We start from the raw sequence: 18703 nt of genomic DNA, 5'->3' as shown, positions 1-18703 counted from the left end.
CGGCCCTCACCAACAACGGGACAGTCAGTGCGACCGGGGGCGTGGCCATACTCTTTGGCGGCGGCTATTCCAGCAGCGCAACGCTGGTGAACAAGGCTGGAGGCATCATTCGGGGCGATACAGCCGCCATCGCCATCCTGCCCAACAGCAGCCCCTATTCCTACACTTCGACCACCATAACCAATGCCGGCTCGATCATCGGTCATGTCGATCTGACCGGCGCAGCCAGCACTGACCGCTTCGTCATGCAACAGGGCGGGACAGTCAGTGGCGACATTCGCCTTGGCGCCGGGGATGACAGCTATATTTTCGACGGGACGATGGGGAACGATGGTTTCCTGACCGGCATTTCCGGGGTGCTCGACGGCGGCGCCGGGAACGACCAGCTGCTGGCGCGGATCAAGGATGATGCCGCGATCACGCTTGGCAATACCATCAATTTCGAAACGGTCGGGCTGGATATCGCCGAGGGCAAGCAGCTCAGCCTGGCCGGTACCACGGGCGGCGCCCAGCTCAGCCTATACGGCAAAGGCAGCGTCGACCTGTCGCTCGACGTCTCCGGCCAGAATGTCACGCTGATCAACGCATCGGGCTACGGCTTCAATCTCCCCGGTGACAGCGGCAGCCTCTATGTCCAGACCGGCACGACGATCGTCAGCCGGGGCTCGCTCAACGCAGCCTTCGGTTCCGCCTTTTATGGCGGCAGCGCCGTCCAGCTGGATCAGCCAGACCGGTTCACCAATGAGGGCAGCATCACCCTCACCCAGACCGCCAACGCCTATGGCGTCCGCGCATCCGCGATAAACGGCGGCAAGGAGGTCGTGAACAAGGGCGAGATTCTGCTCAACGGCGGCGGCGCCATTGCAGGCGCGCTCAGTGTGATTAACAGCGGCACGATCATCGAGGCCGGCGGCGCTGCGGCCGTCGGCGTGTCAAGCTTCCACGATCTCACCAATAGCGGGACGATCCGTACCTCGGGCAGTGCGGTCTTTGCCAGCGATTATAGCACCTCGACGATCCGCAACAGCGGCACGATAGAAAGTACCGGCGCGCAAGCGATCATCGGCGGCTATTCGCCCACGGTGATCGTCAACCAGGCCAGCGGAACCATCACCGGCGGCGCCATTACCGGTGGTGGGGGCCTTGAAGCCATTGCCCTTTCCGGCGGCGGCGCGATCAGCAACGCCGGGACAATCAATGGTGATGTGAACCTTGGCTATTCACCTTATGGCGGATCCAGCTATGCGAGCGGCGCCTATGTGGATCGCGGCGGCACCTTGAACGGCGACCTGCTGTTCGGTGCCGGCAACGACATTTTCGTGGCCACCAGCGACACGCTGGGCGTGCTGGGCGGCGTCAACGGGGGTGATGGCATCGACAGCTTCGTGCGCGCCTATGATGCCAGCAGGACCATTGACCTGGGCACCCTCCCGTCGCTTCTCGTCGGTTTCGAGCGGCAGGGCGTCGGCGCCCTGGGCAAAGAGACGGCCCTTACGCTGACTGCATCCAATGGGCCGATCAGCGATCCTCTCACGCTGACCGGGGACGGCACCATCGTCAATCAGGCGAATTTCAGCGCGGCCAATGCATGGGAACCGGTGCTGATGCTCGGTTCCTCGATCGACCCGCTCAATCTATCGGGTGCCGGATCGACCCTGAATTTCGTCAATCAGGGCCAGATCAGCGGCACGGTCGGGGGCTATGCCGCCAGCTTCGACAATGAAGGCACGATCAGCAGCAGCGTCAACGGCATGACCGCCGTCGCGCTGATCGCCAATAGCGAAGAAGGCTTCAGTTTCCGCAATAGCGGCACCATCGCCTCGCCCGATGGCGCCTTCTTTGTTTACGGCGCCACGGGCGTCACCATCTCTGGCGCGTCGGACAGCCAGATCGTCGGCAGCGTCGAAATCGGCAATGGCGGCACCATCCAGGGCGGCCTGTCGGCCGCGCTTCAGGCCTCGGACTTCAGCTTCAGCAATGACGGCACGATCGAACAGGGCGTCAACGGCTATGCTTCTTCGGTCTCACTCTCCCTCGGTCAGAGCTATTATTATAGCAGTATCGACACAAATGCCGATAGCGCGTCCATCAGCAATAGCGGAAGCCTGACGAAGGGTATCGACGCCGCCATCGCCGCCCGGGCGCTGAATTTCAGCAATAGCGGCACCATCGGTTCGGGCCTTTACGGCACGGCCGTATCGCTGACCCAGACGGCGCACCAGACCCGCGACACAACGCAAGGCCTCTATGGGGCGATCGATCAGGAAAGCCTGTCCTTCGCCAATAGTGGCACGGTGAACGGCAGCGCTTATCTCTATTCGAGCGCGATCTCCATTGCCATGACCAACAGCGGGACAATCGACGCGCCAATGAGCAGCCTTGTCCAGCTGGATGACCCGGCTCTCCGGATCGAAGGCAGCAGCCAGGCCAGCCAGACCATCACCTTCAGCAATAGCGGGCAGATCAGCACCAGCCGTCTGGGCGCTTCGGCTGTTTCCATCGAGAGCAATGCGCGATCGGCCGAGCAGCAAATGAACGGCTTTGACCCGGCCGAGGACCCGATCGCCGGCGAACCCACCACGACTGTCAGCATCACAAACAGCGGTACGCTGAGCGCCGACAGCGGCGCCAGCTATCGTCCAGAGACCACGTCGCCCTATCCATGGATCCCACCGATCCCGGAAAGCCTGAAGCTCGTCACGGCGCTGAGCATCAATGCCTCCAGCGGCGGCCTGTCCAGCATTATCGTGACCAATGAGGCCGGCGGGGTCATCTCCGCCACCGGCGCCACGCGCAATGCCGCCGATGCGCAAATGCCGGTGGTCGCTGGCCTCGAAACTATCGGATCGACCGCCTTTGTGGGCAGCGCGAACCAGATCACGCTGGTCAATGCGGGGACGATCCGTGGTCTTGAAGGCGGAATCGTGCCCGCAAACCTGCTGGTCGATACGACCGCATCCGACCAGAATTTTGCGGGCCAGTTCCTCGCCGGCGCGATCCAGACAATCCATTCGGCCGACAAAGTCACCAACCTTGCGACGGGCGTGATCACCGGCTCGGTGGATCTCGGCGCGCTCGACGACAGCATGGCCAATTACGGCACCATCAACGGCAATGTCACTCTGGGTGACGGCGATGACAGCTTCACCCATGGCCTCCGCGCGACCCTGAACGGCAGCGTCGATGGCGGCGCCGGCACCGATGCGTTCATCATCGACATTACCGGCGGCGGCCTGCTCGACCAGGCAGCGCTCGACAAGTTTGTCAACTTTGAGAGCACATCCATCACGGGCACCGGCACGATCACCACCAACGGCCCGCTTGAGCTCGACAGCCTGATCCTGCGCGATGCCAAACTCACCCTCGCGGCGGGACAGACGCTCACAACCGCCAGCAACATCAGCATCGTCTTTGCCGAGGGCACGAACAGCCTGATCAACCTGGGCACGATCAGCGGCGGTCTCAGCTTTGCCGGCGGAACGAACAGTTTCGTCAACCTGGGCAGCATTGAAGGGCCTGTAACCCTTGGAGGGGGCAGCAACCAGTTCACTGTCGGCGCAGGTTCATCGGTCAGCGGACCGGTCATTGCAGAAGGCACTGACGATCTTTTGATCCTGGCGGCAGGTGGGACATATGATAACCCACAGGAACTGCGCCTCTCTTCCTTTACCGGATTTGAGCACACACGCCTGGATAGCGGCACCCTCGCACTCTCGGGCGACTTCACAACCGGCGAACTTACTGTTTCGGGCGGTCGTTTCATCGGGCGTACCGGGTCGGTCCTCAACGCTGGATCCATTCAGGTAAATCGGGACGCGACCTTCGGCAGCGCGGGAACCGTCAACGGCAATATCGCGGTTCAGGGTATCCTCTCACCTGGTTCTTCGCCGGGCACGATGACGGTCAACGGCAATGTCGCGCTGGCGGGCAGTTCCACCACCCTGTTCGAGATGACGCCCACCATCAGCGACGCCCTCATCATCAACGGCACGCTCAGCATCGCCCCGGGCGCGACGCTCAGGATCACTGGCAATCGTCCGCTGACCCCTGGAGTCACCTATGAACTGATCACGACCACCGGCGGCATCACCGGCAGATTCGCCACCATCGACAAGGCATCCAGCGTTGTGGGCTTTGTCCGGCAGGGCGATCGCAGTATCGACCTGCTGGGCCAGTTCGTGCTCGGCAGCGGCGCCAGCGGCCAGGTCACGCAGACGGTCAATTATCTGAACGACCTGCTGATCGCCGGCACCGCAACCAGCGGCATTTTGAATGCGGCGCCTTCCTTGTTGCTGGCAGATGGTGCGGTGAATCAGGCAGCCGTCGCTCGCCTCAACGCGGAAAGCTATGCTTCCGCTTCGCAGATCGGCATCGAAAATGGCCTGGCCATCGCCTCGACCCTGCGCACCGCCTCGACCAGCGCGCGGGGTGAGGAAACGGGCTTCTTCACCTTCGGCCAGACGCTCGGCGGCTGGCGCCGCCTCCCCGGCGACACGGCGCTCGGCACCGCGCGAGCGAATATCTCGACCAATGGCGCGCTTGCCGGCATCGGTTTCGGCTCACAGACGGCCTCGCTCGGCGCGTTCGTCGGCTATATCGACGCCCGCCAGCAGATCGGTGCGCTTCAGGCCAGGACCAAGGCCGACGGTATCATGGCCGGTGCAGTCGCGCAGGCGTCGCTTGGCCGTTTCCATGTCGCCGCCTCGCTCAGCTATGACGGCAGCAAGGCCGACACCGACCGCAGCCTGCTCAGCAGCAGCAAACTCAGCAGCCATTATCGCCTGCGCAGCTGGACGGCGGATATTTCGCTGGGCCATGCCTTCGCTCTGGACGATGGCTGGAGCTTCGAACCCGAGGTCGGCTTCACGCATGTCTCCTCGCGCCGCGGCAGCGCGAGCGAGACGGGTGATGCTGTCTGGGCACTGGATGTCCAGGGACGGCGGACCAAGGCCAGCTTCCTTCGCGGCGCGCTCGAACTGCATGGCCCGGCCGAGGCTCGTATCAATCCCTGGCTTTCCGCGGGCGTTCTGCATCAGCTGAGCGGCAACAGCAGCTTCGCGACTGCTGCCTATGCTGGCGTATCCGATGACCTGACTGTCGCGGGCGTGAGCCGCAGCAGGACGCTAGCCACGGTCGGAGCAGGCGTGAACCTGCGGGTTTCGTCGGCGGCAACACTCTTTTTCAGCGGCAACAGCGAATTTGGAGCCGAAAGCAGCGGTCAAAACCTCACTGCGGGCCTGAGGATCCGTTTCTGAAGATCCAATATTAGCAAAGCGGTGCGCCCAACTTATCAGAGAAGGTTCACGTTCCCATGAACAATGCCGGTCTTGCCGATGCGCTTACCGCCGATCACGGCTTCTCCAAGGCTGACGCCCGCAATATGGGGATGCCGTCTTCGCCGCCATCGTGCGTTCTGCCAGCAAGGGCCACGAAGTGTCCCTGAGCGGATTCGGCAAGTTCAAGGTCAAGCACAGCCCGGCCCGCGAGGGCCGCAACCCCGCATCGGTGAGACGATCCAGATCTCGGCATCAAGGAAGCCTGGTTTCATCGCAGCCAAGGCCGCCAAGGATCAGCTTAACCGCTAATGCCGCAGTCAACTGCGGCGCCATGGTCATGCGCGGCGCCGACATTGCGGCACCGCGAATCGGTCAGACGCCACCATTCAACACCCCTCCCCGCGTGCCTGGGCGACGCTTGCGCCTGCCATGTCAGGCCGCGCGATCAATCCCTGTGCCCTGCCATCGCCAGCGACCAATATGATCGCGCTGAACCAGGCGCGATGGAAGATCAGCGCCCCGCTTCGATCGGGCAATTGATCTGCTGATGTCGGAAAGCCACATCCCCAGATGCGGTCCCATCAATCTGGACAATCCTCAGGCCAAGGGCATGCAGGGTTCCAGGGCCTGATCCACAGCAGGCGGAATCCCGGCACAATCCAGTCTGCGAGCAGTTGGTGCAGCAAGCGCCCGCAAGATCGCGGCCCAATCGGGATCAACGCCGTACCGCGAAAAGCGGGTTGGAATTCGCCCTTCCCTCGCCCGACGCCTCTGCCTTCTCCGGTACAGGCGCTCCGGCGCGATAAATAAAAAGGGGCGGCGGATTTGCGGCCGGTGAGGGTGGCGGTAACGCCGTACGATAGGGTCCGATCAGTGATGCGAGGGTCATCATATAGGCGCGCGTTTCCGGCGGCAACGGCCGGCCTTCGATGAGGAATTGCCGATAGCGCTCAGGACCGGCATGATAGGCACCGAACAGCCCCGGATAGCCGAAGCGCTGGTTCATGGCGGCAAGATAGGCGGTGCCCGCGATGATATTGTCATGGGGATCGTGAGGGTTCTGCCCGAGCCCATAAAGCCTTCGCATGTCCGCCCAGGTTCCGGGCATCAGCTGCATCAGCCCCATGGCCCCGGCGGGGCTGGTGATGGGCCTGCCCTGCCAGACCGTGCGGCCGCCGCTCTCCGCGCGCATGACCGCCTCGACCCATAGCCGGTCGATCCCGAAACGGGCCGACGCCTCGGCTATGTCTCCGGCCCAGTCCGCAACTGGGTCGGCGCGCAGCGGTGTCGCCCAAAGGATCAGCCCCATCGCGATCGGCCGCAGAAATCGCATTAAGGCAGCCATAGCGGGCTCGTCTTGCCGATGATGTCGGCCTCTCCCACCGGCCCGAAATAGCGGCCGTCGAAAGATGCCGGAACCCTGTCCATGAGGAGGAAATAGCGGCCGGGACGCAGACCCTCGCAGCCCTCCCACCAGGGCAAGGTCCGGCCCATGCTGTCATGCAGGAGGCGTCTGGCGACCAGCTTTCCGTCCAGCATCACCCTCTCGCCGCGCGCGCAGACGATGTCGCCCGGAACGCCGATGACGCGCTTTACGAGCGGCACGTTCATGGGGAGATAATGCCGCCGCGCGGCAAGCAGACGGGCCGGATAGGGCGCGCGCGCCACCACCATGTCGCCGCGCGCGAGCCTTGCCCCGGGGGACACCAGGTAGAAACCGACCGGGGCGCTCGCTGTCGCATTCCAGAGCAGGCGCGGGGACGGCGGGAAGGCAATGGTCGCCCCCAGCGCAAGCGCGCCCAGCCCGATCCAGATGGCATGGCGCCGTAGGCGGCGGCGCCTTGCGCGCGCCGCACGCAACGCCTCGCCCCAGGCGAAAAGCGGGAGGTCGCGGGGCCGGTTCACGCGCCTTCTCCCGACCTGCGGGCCGCCGACCACGCGTCAAGATCATCGACGTGATAACGCCAGCTGCCGCCATGCATGCGGCAAAGCGGCCCCCGCCCCTGATGGCGCAAGCGCTTCAGGGTGTTGGCGGCGATCCCCAGATGAAAGGCCGCCTGCTTGGCGGTCAGATAGGGGCAGGTATTCCGCGCGATCCGGGCGCGCTCGGCCAGGTCCCGCGGTTGGGCGCCGGGCCGTTCCTTCGCATGATCTTCCATGGCTGTTTTCCTTCGACCCGGCCCCGGAAGGGGCATGTGGGTCAGATCGGCCCATGCTGGGGAGATCCGGCCCATCGCGGCACGGTCGGAAAATGGGGGGTGCCCTTTTCGACCCCCGTCGCGATCATCCGGCCCCGGCCGCATGGAAAGCAACCGGGACCGGCGATGGACCATCAGTCGGCCGGATTCCAGATGATGGCGAAGGCATCCTCATCATCCTGCCCGGCGGCCCGGCCCAGATTGGCATAAAGCCGGCGTGGTCCGAATTCCGGGGCGGCAAGGCTGAGCGATACATAGTCCTTGCCGGAGGTTTCGCTGATCCGGATCCAGCCCGCCCCGATCTCCACCCCCGACGCCAGGACGCGATAGTCGGGCTGGGTACTGCCACTCTTGCGGCTGTTGGGGATGATCTCGACATCGGTGCGGATCGAGAGGGTGCGAAGCTGGCCCTTGAAGCCATTTCCGTTGCGGGTGACATAACCGATTGCAGCCATTTTCTGTCTCCTGTCGCGCGCCCGCGAACCATTTCCGGGCGACAGCAGGCCAGGAGGGCCGGGCCGCAAAGGCCTCACGCACCGAAGGCCGAAGCGTCAGCGAAGGACCGGCCGGCCAGCCTTATTTGGACCGCGAGGAGCCCTGCCAGGGGCGGGGAAATAAGGCGCAGCCGAGCCGGTTGCGGGAGGGTGGGCCCGGCCCAGAAGCCTGCTTTTCAAGGCGCCGGGATGGATCGCGCGGCAGCACAATCGGGAAACGATGGCATGCATGGCCCGTCAGTCCGACAACCAGGAAAGAAGGCCGCGTTGCATCATGCCCCAGTCCGCTTCGAACGGCCCCGGATGCGTGAATGGCATCTGCTCATATTTTTCGTGGAGAGGGCAGCCGGGTGCGACACAGGCGGCTGGCCAGTCAGGAATTCCGGTCACAATTGCCATCGCGGCCCGCGCTCCGCTATCGAGGACTCTCGCTCGACCCTATGCCAATCTCGGCCGGGCGCCCGTCAACCAGCAGCGCCCGCGCTTCACCCGCACGACGACTGACCGTCAAAAAGCGACGGGTGCATCATCCCGTCACACAAGGTCTGCGCTGTGGCTATCAGAAAATCCAAGGGTTCCGACTCCAGCCGGTCCACATCTTTTGGGAGAGGAAATATGCCGACAAGGCCGACATCAATGCCGCTATTCCTACGGCCGCGAAGGGGGCAAGCGAAATTGTGCGGCCCTTCGGCAAAGGGTATCGACAAGTTGGCATCGCCCTCGGCCCTGGACCCGCTGGAGCGGTCGATCTGACTGAATCAGGTCGACCGCTCCATTTCCCTGATTGACCGCGATCACTCAGCCGTCAGATGATGCCATCTGACTGGAAATCTCAAAGACCCAGAAGTGCGCCTATCTTGGCGCGCACCTCATCGATCACGGCCGTTGATACGGAGCCCTTTTTCTTCGCTCCCCGCGCCTTCCAATCGAGGCTCTTGATCTGATCGGACAGCACGATGCTGGGCGGTGTCTGGGACACGGTCACTTCGAAAGGATAGCCCTTGATCTGGCTCGTCATCGGGCAGCAAATCATCATGCCCCGCAGCTTGTTGTAGGCCGCAGGTGAGAGGACGAGCGCAGGACGATGCCCCGCTTGCTCATGTCCGGCCTGGGGATCGAATTGCAGCCACACAATATCGCCAGTGTCCGGAATATAGCGACTGGCCATCAAAGCACTTCATTGCCGACCGGGGGACCAAAATCGACAATCTCGTGGAACGTCTCCGGCTTCATGTCCGCAAGCAATGCGTCGAGCGTGTAGACAGGCTTCAGGACGGGCTCGATGATGAGCCGACCGCCTTCCTGGCGAACTTCGACCTCCTGACCGACATTCAGCGCGGCAGCTGCCATGATGGCGGAGGGAATGCGAATTGCCGCGCTATTGCCCCACTTCTTTACCTGAATACCCATCGGACACTCCCTTGTATCGACATTGATGATACACTAGCAGAATGACGCAATGTGTCAACAAATGTATCTACATTCCGGGTGGAAGAAGCCGGGTATCCAGGTGGCGCGCGCGGCCTGATGCCCGTCAGTGACGCCGGATCACCATGCCGTTCTGATCACACAGCCTGCAAACGCCCTTGAAGCGCTCAAAACCATGGCTTCCGGCCAGTTCATGGCTTGCATCGCTGGCAAGCGCCATATCGTCCAGCGAGAGTTTCTGCGCGATGCAAGGGTCGCATACAGGTTCGGGCGCAAGGCGTGCGCCGAACCGCGCTACCTCGTCCAATATCTTCATGATCTGCCCCACGATACGCCCTTCCCATGCGGGACGGCGCGGGGAGAGGCAAGAGAAATGCTGTATCTCGCTCAGGCCCAATGGACGGGATCGCCGCGCGATCCCGTCCACCCCATATGAGCCTCCGTCAGGCCGCGAGCCGGTCCTGCTCGGCGCGATGCCCCAGCGCATCCCTTTCCTCTCCATCGGGGTCGGGCAGGGCCGCGCCGCCCTGCGGCGGCACCGGATCATCCTCGCGGTCCTCCGCCGCACTCGCCGCCGCGCAGGCCGCTTCATGGGCGCTGACCGATCCGACGCCGCCGCGCGCGGTATAGGCGGACGGCGGAAAGGCCATCCAGCGCGGCACCCATCCGGCGCGCGCCTGCCGCCCATTTTCCCCGCGCAGATGGTCGCCCAATATCCGGCGCTGGGTCCGGGCCTTTTCCTTCACATTGGCCGCCGCGACAGCTTCCCCCGCCACCTCGGCGAGCAAGGCACCCAGCAATTCGCGATCCCGCAGCAATGCAAGAAAAGCGTCGTCGCTCGCCCACCATTGTCCCATGTCTAGGCCCAGAACGAGACCGGCCGCCTCGACGGCGGCGCTGCCGCTGGCGAGGCTTTCACCCATGACAATCGCCACAATGTCCATGAGCGCGGCATCGGGAAGGTCGAGCATGCGGTGAAACAGGGTGACAAGATCGGGTGCGTCATGGCCGCCAAGAAGATGCGCGTCATCGGGATCAGCGCACAGGAGCGCCAGCACCGCGCGCCGCCGCTCGTTGAACAGGGCCTCGCCCCGGCTCGCGGCGAGGCTCTGTGCAACATCCTCATGGCGCGCCGTCTGGGGTTCGGCTCGTATCGACCAGAGCGATGAGCCCGCGACGGCATGGGCCAGCATCAACCGCAGCGCGATGCCGGGCCGGTCGAGCAATGCCGCGCGCACGGCGGCATGGCGATGCAGGTCGACATAGCCGTTAAGAGTGGAGGTCAGTTCCGGACGGACGATCCTTGGCCGGTCGGCATCGCCCTGCCCTGCCGCCTTCCGCCGGGCTTCCTTGCGGCTGAGATAGCCCTCATGGATGACGGCCTCGCCATTGGAACGCAGATCGACATAGACGCGCCCGCCCTTGCGCTTGGGTGCCTTCTCATATTCCCAGGCCGAAAAATGCTCGTTGACGGGTATGATAACCACATCGCTCCAGCCCGCATCGAGCCACGCCTCCCGGCGCGCGGCGATGGCCGCATTTTGCGCGTCCCAGAAGAGGCCAGCATCGGCAAAATAGGCGTCCTCGCCAAAGAGGTCAGAGACGATGGCAAGGCCGCTGGCCTCCGGATCGAACAGGGCATGGCGGACCGGGATCGACTGTCCGCCCAGCAGCCATGCCTTCAACTGATGCCCGGTCGGCGCATAGCCATCCTCGTCATCCAGCAGGGCGAGCCATGCGCGCTGCTGGCCTTTCGATGCCATGGTGAGGTACCGCACCGTCGAGCGGTCAATGGCCTCGCGGTCGTAGAGCTGGCGGATTCGTGGCAGGAGATTGCCCAGCGCCAGCACCCGGCGCACGGCGAGGTCGGGAAGACCGAAGGTCGCGGCGATATCATCGACGCCGCGCCCTTCCTTCACCATCCGGGTGAAGGCCTTCCATTGCGCCACTTCGGAAGGATCGCGGCGCGCGGCATTCTCGATCAGCGAGGCCTCGATCGCATCGGCATCATCGCCCGCCTCGAGAATGGCGCAGGGGAGCGCGGCGCATTCGGAATCGGCCTCGCCCGCCGCGCGTTTTTCCTGCCAGACGGCGCGCGCGGCATGAAAGCGGCGGCTTCCGGCAATGATCTCAAACGAGGGTGCGCCATTGGCTGCCTCTTCGGCTGCACATGGGCAGGGCCGCACGATGACGGGCTGGATGACGCCGCGCCTGCGCACGGTCGGCAATATGTCGCTCACATCGGGGGCCTTTTTACTCCACCGCATATTGGCCTTGCTGATGCAGAGGCGCTCGAGCGGGATGAAGTCGAGTTTCATGGGATCACTCCATTGTCGCAAATGGCAGGCCCCGCCGCGAACGGACCGTCGCGGTCGGCAGATGACAGGACCTGCCCTTGAATGGGCGGCAGGCGGCCGCCCGCGCCTTGCCGCCGTTCAGGGCGGCGGAAGCTCGTCGGTCGGCCGGGCCGTGAGGCTGCGAGCGAGAAAGGACTGGGCTGCAAGGATCGATCCGGTCCGGCGCGCCGTGTCGGCCCAGACCGAAAGCGGATGCAGCGATGTAAAGGCAAGGTCGCGCTCGATCCGCAGGCCAAAGGGCAAGCGGATGGCCTCGATCTCCCGCAGGGAAAAATATCCCAGTTCCGGGCATCCAAAGCCCAGATCGGCAAGGCCGAATAATGTGTCGCCATCCCGCGCCAATTCGGTGACCAGCCATGTCGCGGCCCCGATGGGATTGAAGAATTTGGCGATAGGGCAAGGGTCAAAGCCCAAGATTTCGGCGCTCGCCCGCGCCTGCGCGCGCAAGCGGGCGCGCAGTTCATCGGAAAGGAGGATCATGCCGCCCTCCCATCCATGGGCGTGGCGGCAATGGCCGGATCAGCCTCGCCCTCTCCACCCACGCCCTGCCGGGCAGCGCGATGCTTCTCCAGCAGCCAGTCGGCGGCAAGGCTGGCCGCGCGCGCCGCGCGGAAAATGGCCCTGCTGTCCTCGCGAAGCACGGCCAGCCATGCGCCGATATAGTCGGCATGCCGCACGGTCGGGACGATCCCCAAGGAGGCGCAGAGGAAGGCCGATCCCATTTCCGCGATCAGTTCCTCGCGGGCATAGCCCGCTGTCCCAAAGCCGTGGGAAAGATCGCGGGCCAAGCGCGAGACATGGCCCGTTGCGTGGGTCAGCTCATGCAGGCAGGTCCGGTAAAAATTGATCTGCTCGAAAAAGGCCGGTTGCGGCGGCACCTGCACGATATCGAGCGAAGACATATAATAGGCCTTGTCCCCGCCCATGCGAAAATCGACGCCGCTCGCCGCGATGACCTCCTCGGCTATGGGGATGGTTTCACGCTCAGGCAGCGGCGCGGGATCAGGCAGGACTTTATTCTCCAGCCCTTCACATTGCGCGACATTGAAGACCGTGAAGCGTTTGAGGAAGGGGATGGTCCGCGCCTCCTCCCCACTGTCCTGCGCCCTCGCCTTTTCGGTTTCGGGAATGAAGCGGTCGGCATAGACGACCATGCAACCATGCTCGCCCTTGCGGACGGTGCCGCCCGCCTGCCTCGCCTGCCGGAAGGTCAGCCAGCTCTGGCTGGGATAGCCCTTGGCGATCACCTCGCCCCAGAGCAGGAGAATGTTGATGCCCGAATAGGAACGGCCCGACAGTGCGTTGCGGGGCAGGGCTGGGCCACAGCCCGCGCCCTCGCCCGCCTTGGCCCAAGGTTGCACCCAAGGCATGCGCCCAGCCTCGAGCTGCGATATGATGCGGGCCGTCACCTGCTCATGAACATTGGGAGCCTGCCCCTCAGTCGCGGCTTTCGCCCGAACGCCTGAACGCTTCCCGCCTGAAATTGCCTGTTGTCCTTGCCGGTCATGTGCGCGGGGTGAAGAATGGGACGTCATGCCTAGCCTCCAAGCACCGCCTTCAAAACCAACATGGTCCCCCGCAGGGCGGGGATGGGCGGCAAGGAGCACGGCAAGGCCCGCGGCCAAGCCCTGAGCGCACCCGAAAGGGCCGGAGCGAAGCGGAGGAATGGCGGCTGGCCGCCATTTGCGGGAGGGGCGCGCGGGCCTAGCAGGGCGAACGAGCCCATTCCCGCCTGAAGGGAGGACCACAGCCAGCAACGCCGCGGCGCCCGGCGCCGCGCCCATGGAGGGCCGGCAAGGCCGGCCCACGGCCAAGGTTGACCGGAACCCTTCGGCACCGCACCCCTTCGACACTGCGGCCCTGGTTTCCACCGACTTGCGGCCACCCCCAACGGTCTATCTGGATCTCATCAGCAAGCGATAGCCCCCCTGCGCCATGACCCGCGCGGACTTCACCATGCGCCGCACGCGCTGACGCACATGATCTGTCCTTCCCTCCCACCCCGATGCCACCGCTTGCGCCCCGAAGAATATCTCGCCGATGTCGCGATGACTGGCGCCCGATGCGCGGGCATCATGGACACGCAGCAGCGCAACGCCCCGCCCGACCACGGGATCGGGCGGATAGAGCGCTGGACGAAAACGGCCGGTCCTGGCCAGATCGAGGAAACGCTCCAGGGTTCGCAACCGCCTTATGGCGGTTTTCGATCCCCACATTTCATAGCGCAGCAGGATCATGCCTTGCGATCCGGCAAGACTCCCCTCCAGTATGTCGAGCCGCAAATGCCTGCGGCCATCGGTGAGCACCGCATATTCCAGACCCATGGCGCCGGTGGCGGCGCGGAGCCATGGCGTCAGGCACGCAACATCGATACCGTCTTCGTCCAGACCAGAGCAGGGCGCGATCGAAACAGGCAGGGTCGCGGGATCGAAATCGGCGCGCCAGATGATCCGCGCCTCCGGCGCCCGGAGCTCGGGATTTTCGGCGAAAGTGCAACCCCCAGGGCGAGTCGCCGGCAGTGCCTCGGGTGACGCGACTCGCCTGTGCATGCCAGGCGACATAGGCCGGATCGCGGCGCAGCCATTCCCACATCAGCCCTGCGCGACCAACCCCTTGGAGCGCGGCATAAGGCGCGGCATCCATCCAATCTTGAGCGACGACGACGGTCCCGTCGCTTGTCACCGACGGACTTCAGCCCAGAAGCGCCTCGCCCCCCGCGACCGATGACCGCGCGTCGGCCGGCCTTTGCTGCACAGCAGCAAATATTTCCCCGGGCATGGAAAATCATGATATGACAATCTCATGACACTATCAGCCGACTGACGGCGTGAGGCCCCGCTCGTCGGCGACAGCCAAGGGGAAAGGTCGGCTGCGGGACACAGGGCAGCTTGAGATGCCGCCCGCAGTCGGGACGCGTGCGCATGAGCATGCATCAGGAAGCGATGCATTTCCTCCAATGCATCAACCAGGTTCGGACGCGCGACGACATGGGATCGATCATGCGCCTGATTGCGCAGCAGCTGGGCTTTCAATATTTTGCCCTGACCCAGCATGTCGATGTGCTCGCCGCAGGCAGCGGCGCGATCCACATTCACAATTATCCCGACCGTTGGGCGGATTTCTATGCCGAAAACGCGCTGGGTATCACCGACCCGGTCCACAGGGCCTGCCACAGGACCAGCTGGGGCTTTCGCTGGACCCAGATGTCGGCGCTCATTCCATTGACGAGCGGCGACCACAGGCATCTCGCGCGCGGAAGGCAGGCGGGGATCGGTGATGGCTTTACCATTCCCTCCAATATCGGCGGCCAGCCGCCAGGATCCTGCACCTTCGCCAATGCGGGCGATCGCCCCCTGCGCGAGGACAGGCTCCTCCTGGCGCAACTGCTTGGCAATTATGCGTTCGATGCCGCCCGGCGACTCTGGTCGATTCCCCGGCATGCCGTGACCGCGCCGCTCATCACCGACCGGCAGCGCGACTGCGTGCAGTGGGCGGCGCGGGGCAAGAGCGACTGGGAGACCAGCCGGATATTGGACATCAGCAGGGAAACCGTGACGAGCCATATCAAGGAAGCCTGTGCACGCTACCAGGTCAACAAGCGGATATTGCTCGTTGGCCGGACGCTGGGTGACGGAACCCTGACGATCAGCGACATTGGCGGCTGGTGCCATCCCCATTTCTGGGAATAGCGGCGACTCGACCCTCGAACCGACCCTTGATCGCCCACGACCAAGGGAGTTTGTCCATGTTGCACATCGTGAAAGAACCGTTCCGGCCGGTGCCGGACGCTGTGTTGCGCGCCATGTTCGCGGCCCGCAAATCCGTCTTCGTCGATCTCCTCAAATGGCAGATCCCGGTTCTCGACGGCCGGTTCGAGGTCGACCAGTTCGACGATGAACATGCGCGCTACGTCATCCTGTCCGAACCCGACGGCACCCATCTCGCCTCGGCGAGGCTGCTGCCGACCCTGCGCCCCCATATTCTCGACAGCTTCTACGCCATATTATGCGACGCGCCGCCGCCGCGCGGCGAGGATGTCTTCGAGATCACCCGCTTCTGCCTCGACCGGAACCTGCGGGCGCCCGAGCGGCGGGTGGTCCGCAACCGCCTGGTGACCGCGATCGCGGACCATGCGCTGGCGAACCGCATCAGCCGCTATGTCGCCATCGCCGAGATGAACTGGTTCCAGCAGATCCTCGCCTTTGGCTGGCAATGCCGACCATTGGGCGCGCCACGATGGCATGAAGGCTCGCTTCTCGTCGCGCTGGAAATCGAGATCGGTGCGGACACGCTCGATCGGCTCGCCGAGGCCGGAATCCATGATCAGGCGCCGATGGCGGCCTGAGGCGGGAGAAGCGATCATGACCGCCAAATCTTCCACCACCGCCTCGTCCCTGATCGATCAATTGTTCGACCAGGGCTGGGCCATCCTTCCGAACGCCTTGCCCGAAAGCGTCATCGCTGCGCTGGACACAGACCTATCTCCATCTTTTGCGGAGACTCCCTTCTGCCAGGGACCATTTTATGGCGAGACAACCAAACGCTTCGGACGGCTGCTGACGCGGTCGCCCCATGCAGAAGCACTGGTGCGGCATCCGCTCATCACCCGGATCGCACGGCAGATTCTTAGCCCCTGGTGCGACTGCATCCAGCTCAATGTCGGGCAGGCTATCGCTGTCCACCCAGGCGCGCCGGCGCAGGCACCCCACCGCGACCAGGATATGTGGCAGGCGCCCAAGGGAGAGATCGAATATCTCGTCAATATCATCTGGCCCCTCACCTGCTTCACCGCCGATAATGGCGCGACGCTGATCTGGCCGCGCAGCCACGGCGCCCAGGCACTTATGCCCGATCCGATCGACGATCCGATCCCGGTCAGGATGGAGCCCGGCTCTGCCCTCATCCTGCTGGGTTCAACCCTGCACGGTGCCGGCGCGAACCGGAGCGCTGCGGTGCGGCGCGCGATCGTCACGGGCTATAGTCTGGGATGGCTCAAACCCTATGAAAATCCCTGGCTTGCCTATCCGCCCGAAGTCGCCCGCAAATTTGCTCCAGAACTGGCCGCGCTTGCCGGCTATCGCCAGCACCGCCCCAATCTCGGCAATTTCGAGGGACAATGCCCCTCGGTCCTGCTGACCGGCGAGCCGAATCGCCCGCTCGCCGCGATCGATGCGCTGCGGCCGGACCAGCAGGACATGGTGTCGGCCTTTGTGGCGCGGCAGAGCTGACCCAAGGATGAGCGCCGGTCCAACCTCCGAGCGGGTTCAGCAGAGTCTGAGGCGCCTCATCATGGAACGGGGCTATCGTCCCGGATCCCGTCTCGACCCTGTGGAGCTTTCCGCAATCCTGGCATCGAGTACAACGCCGATCCGGGAGGCGCTCAGCCATCTGGCCGGCGAGGGCCTTGTCGAAGCGCGAAGCGGCGGCGGATTTCTTGTACCGCTGATCGACGAGCCAGGCCTCAAGGATCTCTACGCCTGGTCGGGCGATATCATTCAGCTCGCCCTGCGCGGCGCCCGCCTTTCGCTGCTGCGATCGATCGAACCCGACCCGGATTCCCGATCGAGCGCGGACCAAGCCGCGCACCTCCTTCACCGCATCGCGAGCGCGTCCAGCAATCGCGAGCATGGCGAAGCGATGGACCGCACAAATGCCCGCCTCCATGTCGCGCGGATCGGCGAAGAAGACATATTGGGCGGCACCGGGAAAGAATTGCAGGCGCTGGCGCACAGCGCGCGCGCCGGTGACATCGGGCTGCTGCGCAGGACCTCATCGGCCTATCATCTGCGCCGCCAGCGCGCCGCGGCAAAACTGCTTCGCGGCATCTATCGAGACGAATAACAGGCGGGACATTCCGCCTGCAACTTGTCGAAGAGCAATATCCATTCCTCCCGATCATTCCATATATTCGCGATATCGGATCCGTATAAATTTCGGATAGGGCCGTCCGCTTCCTACGCTCCATGGCGCTGCAAATAGTCGCAGCAAAGCCAAGGAGTGAATATCATGGAACGTGACAATGACGTGATCGAACTCGGCGCGGTCAGCGTGGAAACCAAGGGGCCCGGCGGCATCACCGGCGATGTCGGGCTTGGTGAAAATAATTTCGGCCTTTCCGACGATTGAAGCGATGGCGCGCAGCTTCGCGGCTGCGCGCCTCGTCCGTTCGAGACACAGAATGAGCGGCTATACACTGCGCGATGGTCTGAGCTTCTGCCGGACCGAGGGACAGGTCATTTTCCTCGACCTCCATGCCGATCGCTATTTCGGCCTGCGGCCAGCGCTGGACCAGGCGTTCAGATCCCTCATCGACGTTAACCACATCGATGCCCGGCAGTGCGACGCCTTGCTGGAAGCGGGCATCATCATCCGGTCGCCGGTCGGTATCAGGCCCGCCCCCTGCCCGCGCTCGCATGCATCCGAGGCCAGGCTGCCCATTGCGAAACCGCGCCTGTCGCCAGCCTATGTCGCAAGCGCCCTGACCCGCCGGCTCTGGTGGCGCGCGAGACTGAGACAATTGCCCTTCTCGCGGAACATCCGCTCGATCGAACAGCGCAAAAATGGCGTGGCGCCACGGACAGCCCCGACCGACCGGCTTGCCCATATTGATCAGGCCTATCGCCGGGCCGCCATGATCGTCTCCGCCCGTGACCAGTGCCTCCCCACCGCGCTCTCGCTCGCGTCATGGCTGATCGCTCTCGGCATCCGGCCGGATCTCGTCCTGGGCGTCAAGCTCAACCCCTTCCAGGCTCATAGCTGGGTCGAGGTCGACGGCATGGTCGTCGCCGATGATCCCGATCAGGTCCGTCCCTTCTGCCCAATCAGGATCATCTGATGGAGAGATTTGTCGCCATCATCGCGCCGTCGCCGGAACGCAGCCCCATCGCGCCCGCGATCCGTAGTGCCCTCTCCCGCACCGACGGCCTGTCAGTCATGATCGACCGGGACGA

At 64.1% G+C, this 18703-nt stretch carries 20 protein-coding genes and 1 pseudogene; 8 read left to right on the top strand and 13 right to left on the bottom strand.

Going from position 1 to position 18703, the window contains the following annotated elements; all coding sequences use genetic code 11:
- Positions 1 to 41: 41 nt before the first annotated feature.
- The gene (locus ACFC3J_RS16830; RefSeq protein ID WP_375197260.1) at positions 42 to 5255 is read left to right on the top strand and encodes an autotransporter domain-containing protein; all 5214 of its coding nucleotides are present in this window, start codon (positions 42 to 44) and stop codon (positions 5253 to 5255) included.
- A gap of 56 nt (positions 5256 to 5311) precedes the next feature.
- A pseudogene (locus tag ACFC3J_RS16825) lies at positions 5312 to 5585 on the top strand (HU family DNA-binding protein).
- A 77-nt stretch (positions 5586 to 5662) separates the two neighbouring features.
- Here the strand turns inward: ACFC3J_RS16825 and ACFC3J_RS16820 are convergent.
- The 13 genes from ACFC3J_RS16820 to ACFC3J_RS16760 all read right to left on the bottom strand — a co-directional run bounded on the left by ACFC3J_RS16820 (position 5663) and on the right by ACFC3J_RS16760 (position 14345).
- Complete coding sequence (locus tag ACFC3J_RS16820) at positions 5663 to 5812, bottom strand: hypothetical protein (protein ID WP_375197259.1); 150 nt, start codon at positions 5810 to 5812, stop codon at positions 5663 to 5665.
- Positions 5813 to 5991: 179 nt separating this feature from the next.
- Complete coding sequence (locus ACFC3J_RS16815; RefSeq protein WP_375197258.1) at positions 5992 to 6621, bottom strand: lytic transglycosylase domain-containing protein; 630 nt, start codon at positions 6619 to 6621, stop codon at positions 5992 to 5994.
- Positions 6609 to 7181, bottom strand: a complete 573-nt coding sequence (lepB, locus tag ACFC3J_RS16810; RefSeq protein WP_375197257.1) for a signal peptidase I — start codon at positions 7179 to 7181, stop codon at positions 6609 to 6611. Before lepB ends, ACFC3J_RS16815 begins: the two co-directional genes overlap by 13 nt.
- Complete coding sequence (locus ACFC3J_RS16805; protein WP_066699761.1) at positions 7178 to 7435, bottom strand: helix-turn-helix domain-containing protein; 258 nt, start codon at positions 7433 to 7435, stop codon at positions 7178 to 7180. The genes lepB and ACFC3J_RS16805 overlap by 4 nt, the downstream gene beginning before the upstream one ends.
- Before the next feature lie 173 nt (positions 7436 to 7608).
- A complete protein-coding gene (locus ACFC3J_RS16800; protein ID WP_375197256.1) occupies positions 7609 to 7929 on the bottom strand; it encodes a DUF736 domain-containing protein in 321 nt (106 codons plus the stop codon).
- Between the two features lie 871 nt (positions 7930 to 8800).
- On the bottom strand, positions 8801 to 9136 hold the full coding sequence (gene mazF / locus ACFC3J_RS16795) for an endoribonuclease MazF (RefSeq protein ID WP_375197263.1): 336 nt from the start codon (positions 9134 to 9136) through the stop codon (positions 8801 to 8803).
- Positions 9136 to 9378, bottom strand: coding sequence for an AbrB/MazE/SpoVT family DNA-binding domain-containing protein (locus ACFC3J_RS16790; RefSeq protein ID WP_013041112.1), 243 nt, complete (start codon positions 9376 to 9378; stop codon positions 9136 to 9138). The genes mazF and ACFC3J_RS16790 overlap by 1 nt, the downstream gene beginning before the upstream one ends.
- Before the next feature lie 124 nt (positions 9379 to 9502).
- Positions 9503 to 9823, bottom strand: coding sequence for a hypothetical protein (locus ACFC3J_RS16785; protein WP_375197255.1), 321 nt, complete (start codon positions 9821 to 9823; stop codon positions 9503 to 9505).
- Between the two features lie 16 nt (positions 9824 to 9839).
- Positions 9840 to 11714, bottom strand: a complete 1875-nt coding sequence (locus ACFC3J_RS16780; protein ID WP_375197254.1) for a ParB/RepB/Spo0J family partition protein — start codon at positions 11712 to 11714, stop codon at positions 9840 to 9842.
- Between the two features lie 117 nt (positions 11715 to 11831).
- Positions 11832 to 12233 carry a DUF2958 domain-containing protein gene (locus tag ACFC3J_RS16775; protein WP_375197253.1) on the bottom strand — a complete coding sequence of 134 codons (402 nt, stop codon included), beginning with the start codon at positions 12231 to 12233 and terminating at the stop codon, positions 11832 to 11834.
- A complete protein-coding gene (locus ACFC3J_RS16770; RefSeq protein WP_375197252.1) occupies positions 12230 to 13288 on the bottom strand; it encodes an ArdC family protein in 1059 nt (352 codons plus the stop codon). The genes ACFC3J_RS16775 and ACFC3J_RS16770 overlap by 4 nt, the downstream gene beginning before the upstream one ends.
- A gap of 360 nt (positions 13289 to 13648) precedes the next feature.
- Complete coding sequence (locus tag ACFC3J_RS16765) at positions 13649 to 13969, bottom strand: DNA -binding domain-containing protein (protein WP_375197262.1); 321 nt, start codon at positions 13967 to 13969, stop codon at positions 13649 to 13651.
- A 1-nt stretch (position 13970) separates the two neighbouring features.
- Entirely contained in the window at positions 13971 to 14345 is a 375-nt protein-coding gene (locus tag ACFC3J_RS16760; protein ID WP_375197261.1) for a transcriptional regulator domain-containing protein, read from the bottom strand.
- Between the two features lie 329 nt (positions 14346 to 14674).
- On the opposite strand from ACFC3J_RS16760, the gene ACFC3J_RS16755 reads away from it, so the two are divergent.
- The 6 genes from ACFC3J_RS16755 to ACFC3J_RS16730 all read left to right on the top strand — a co-directional run bounded on the left by ACFC3J_RS16755 (position 14675) and on the right by ACFC3J_RS16730 (position 18588).
- Complete coding sequence (locus ACFC3J_RS16755; RefSeq protein ID WP_375197251.1) at positions 14675 to 15442, top strand: LuxR family transcriptional regulator; 768 nt, start codon at positions 14675 to 14677, stop codon at positions 15440 to 15442.
- A 56-nt stretch (positions 15443 to 15498) separates the two neighbouring features.
- Positions 15499 to 16098 carry an acyl-homoserine-lactone synthase gene (locus tag ACFC3J_RS16750; RefSeq protein ID WP_375197250.1) on the top strand — a complete coding sequence of 200 codons (600 nt, stop codon included), beginning with the start codon at positions 15499 to 15501 and terminating at the stop codon, positions 16096 to 16098.
- A 16-nt stretch (positions 16099 to 16114) separates the two neighbouring features.
- Positions 16115 to 16981, top strand: coding sequence for a phytanoyl-CoA dioxygenase family protein (locus ACFC3J_RS16745; RefSeq protein WP_375197249.1), 867 nt, complete (start codon positions 16115 to 16117; stop codon positions 16979 to 16981).
- The gene (locus ACFC3J_RS16740) at positions 16923 to 17594 is read left to right on the top strand and encodes a GntR family transcriptional regulator (protein ID WP_375197248.1); all 672 of its coding nucleotides are present in this window, start codon (positions 16923 to 16925) and stop codon (positions 17592 to 17594) included. Before ACFC3J_RS16745 ends, ACFC3J_RS16740 begins: the two co-directional genes overlap by 59 nt.
- A 165-nt stretch (positions 17595 to 17759) precedes the next feature.
- On the top strand, positions 17760 to 17879 hold the full coding sequence (locus ACFC3J_RS16735) for a benenodin family lasso peptide (protein WP_126516753.1): 120 nt from the start codon (positions 17760 to 17762) through the stop codon (positions 17877 to 17879).
- A 52-nt stretch (positions 17880 to 17931) separates the two neighbouring features.
- The gene (locus tag ACFC3J_RS16730) at positions 17932 to 18588 is read left to right on the top strand and encodes a lasso peptide biosynthesis B2 protein (protein WP_375197247.1); all 657 of its coding nucleotides are present in this window, start codon (positions 17932 to 17934) and stop codon (positions 18586 to 18588) included.
- The last annotated feature ends 115 nt before the right edge of the window (positions 18589 to 18703 follow it).

Source organism: Sphingobium sp. (genome assembly GCF_041987595.1).
In the GTDB taxonomy this organism is placed as follows: domain Bacteria; phylum Pseudomonadota; class Alphaproteobacteria; order Sphingomonadales; family Sphingomonadaceae; genus Sphingobium.
This window is presented reverse-complemented; position numbering and strand designations above follow the sequence as displayed.

What these genes read in the sequence shown, in the direction of transcription:
- ACFC3J_RS16815 (WP_375197258.1), bottom strand. Translation starts at nt 6,621, where the DNA reads ATGGCTGCCTTAATGCGATTTCTGCGGCCGATCGCGATGGGGCTGATC.
- ACFC3J_RS16805 (WP_066699761.1), bottom strand. Translation starts at nt 7,435, where the DNA reads ATGGAAGATCATGCGAAGGAACGGCCCGGCGCCCAACCGCGGGACCTG.
- ACFC3J_RS16800 (WP_375197256.1), bottom strand. Translation starts at nt 7,929, where the DNA reads ATGGCTGCAATCGGTTATGTCACCCGCAACGGAAATGGCTTCAAGGGC.
- mazF (WP_375197263.1), bottom strand. Translation starts at nt 9,136, where the DNA reads ATGGCCAGTCGCTATATTCCGGACACTGGCGATATTGTGTGGCTGCAA.
- ACFC3J_RS16790 (WP_013041112.1), bottom strand. Translation starts at nt 9,378, where the DNA reads ATGGGTATTCAGGTAAAGAAGTGGGGCAATAGCGCGGCAATTCGCATT.
- ACFC3J_RS16780 (WP_375197254.1), bottom strand. Translation starts at nt 11,714, where the DNA reads ATGAAACTCGACTTCATCCCGCTCGAGCGCCTCTGCATCAGCAAGGCC.
- ACFC3J_RS16775 (WP_375197253.1), bottom strand. Translation starts at nt 12,233, where the DNA reads ATGATCCTCCTTTCCGATGAACTGCGCGCCCGCTTGCGCGCGCAGGCG.
- ACFC3J_RS16770 (WP_375197252.1), bottom strand. Translation starts at nt 13,288, where the DNA reads ATGACGTCCCATTCTTCACCCCGCGCACATGACCGGCAAGGACAACAG.
- ACFC3J_RS16765 (WP_375197262.1), bottom strand. Translation starts at nt 13,969, where the DNA reads ATGTGGGGATCGAAAACCGCCATAAGGCGGTTGCGAACCCTGGAGCGT.
- ACFC3J_RS16760 (WP_375197261.1), bottom strand. Translation starts at nt 14,345, where the DNA reads ATGTGGGAATGGCTGCGCCGCGATCCGGCCTATGTCGCCTGGCATGCA.
- ACFC3J_RS16755 (WP_375197251.1), top strand. Translation starts at nt 14,675, where the DNA reads ATGAGCATGCATCAGGAAGCGATGCATTTCCTCCAATGCATCAACCAG.
- ACFC3J_RS16750 (WP_375197250.1), top strand. Translation starts at nt 15,499, where the DNA reads ATGTTGCACATCGTGAAAGAACCGTTCCGGCCGGTGCCGGACGCTGTG.
- ACFC3J_RS16745 (WP_375197249.1), top strand. Translation starts at nt 16,115, where the DNA reads ATGACCGCCAAATCTTCCACCACCGCCTCGTCCCTGATCGATCAATTG.
- ACFC3J_RS16740 (WP_375197248.1), top strand. Translation starts at nt 16,923, where the DNA reads ATGCGCTGCGGCCGGACCAGCAGGACATGGTGTCGGCCTTTGTGGCGC.
- ACFC3J_RS16735 (WP_126516753.1), top strand. Translation starts at nt 17,760, where the DNA reads ATGGAACGTGACAATGACGTGATCGAACTCGGCGCGGTCAGCGTGGAA.
- ACFC3J_RS16730 (WP_375197247.1), top strand. Translation starts at nt 17,932, where the DNA reads ATGAGCGGCTATACACTGCGCGATGGTCTGAGCTTCTGCCGGACCGAG.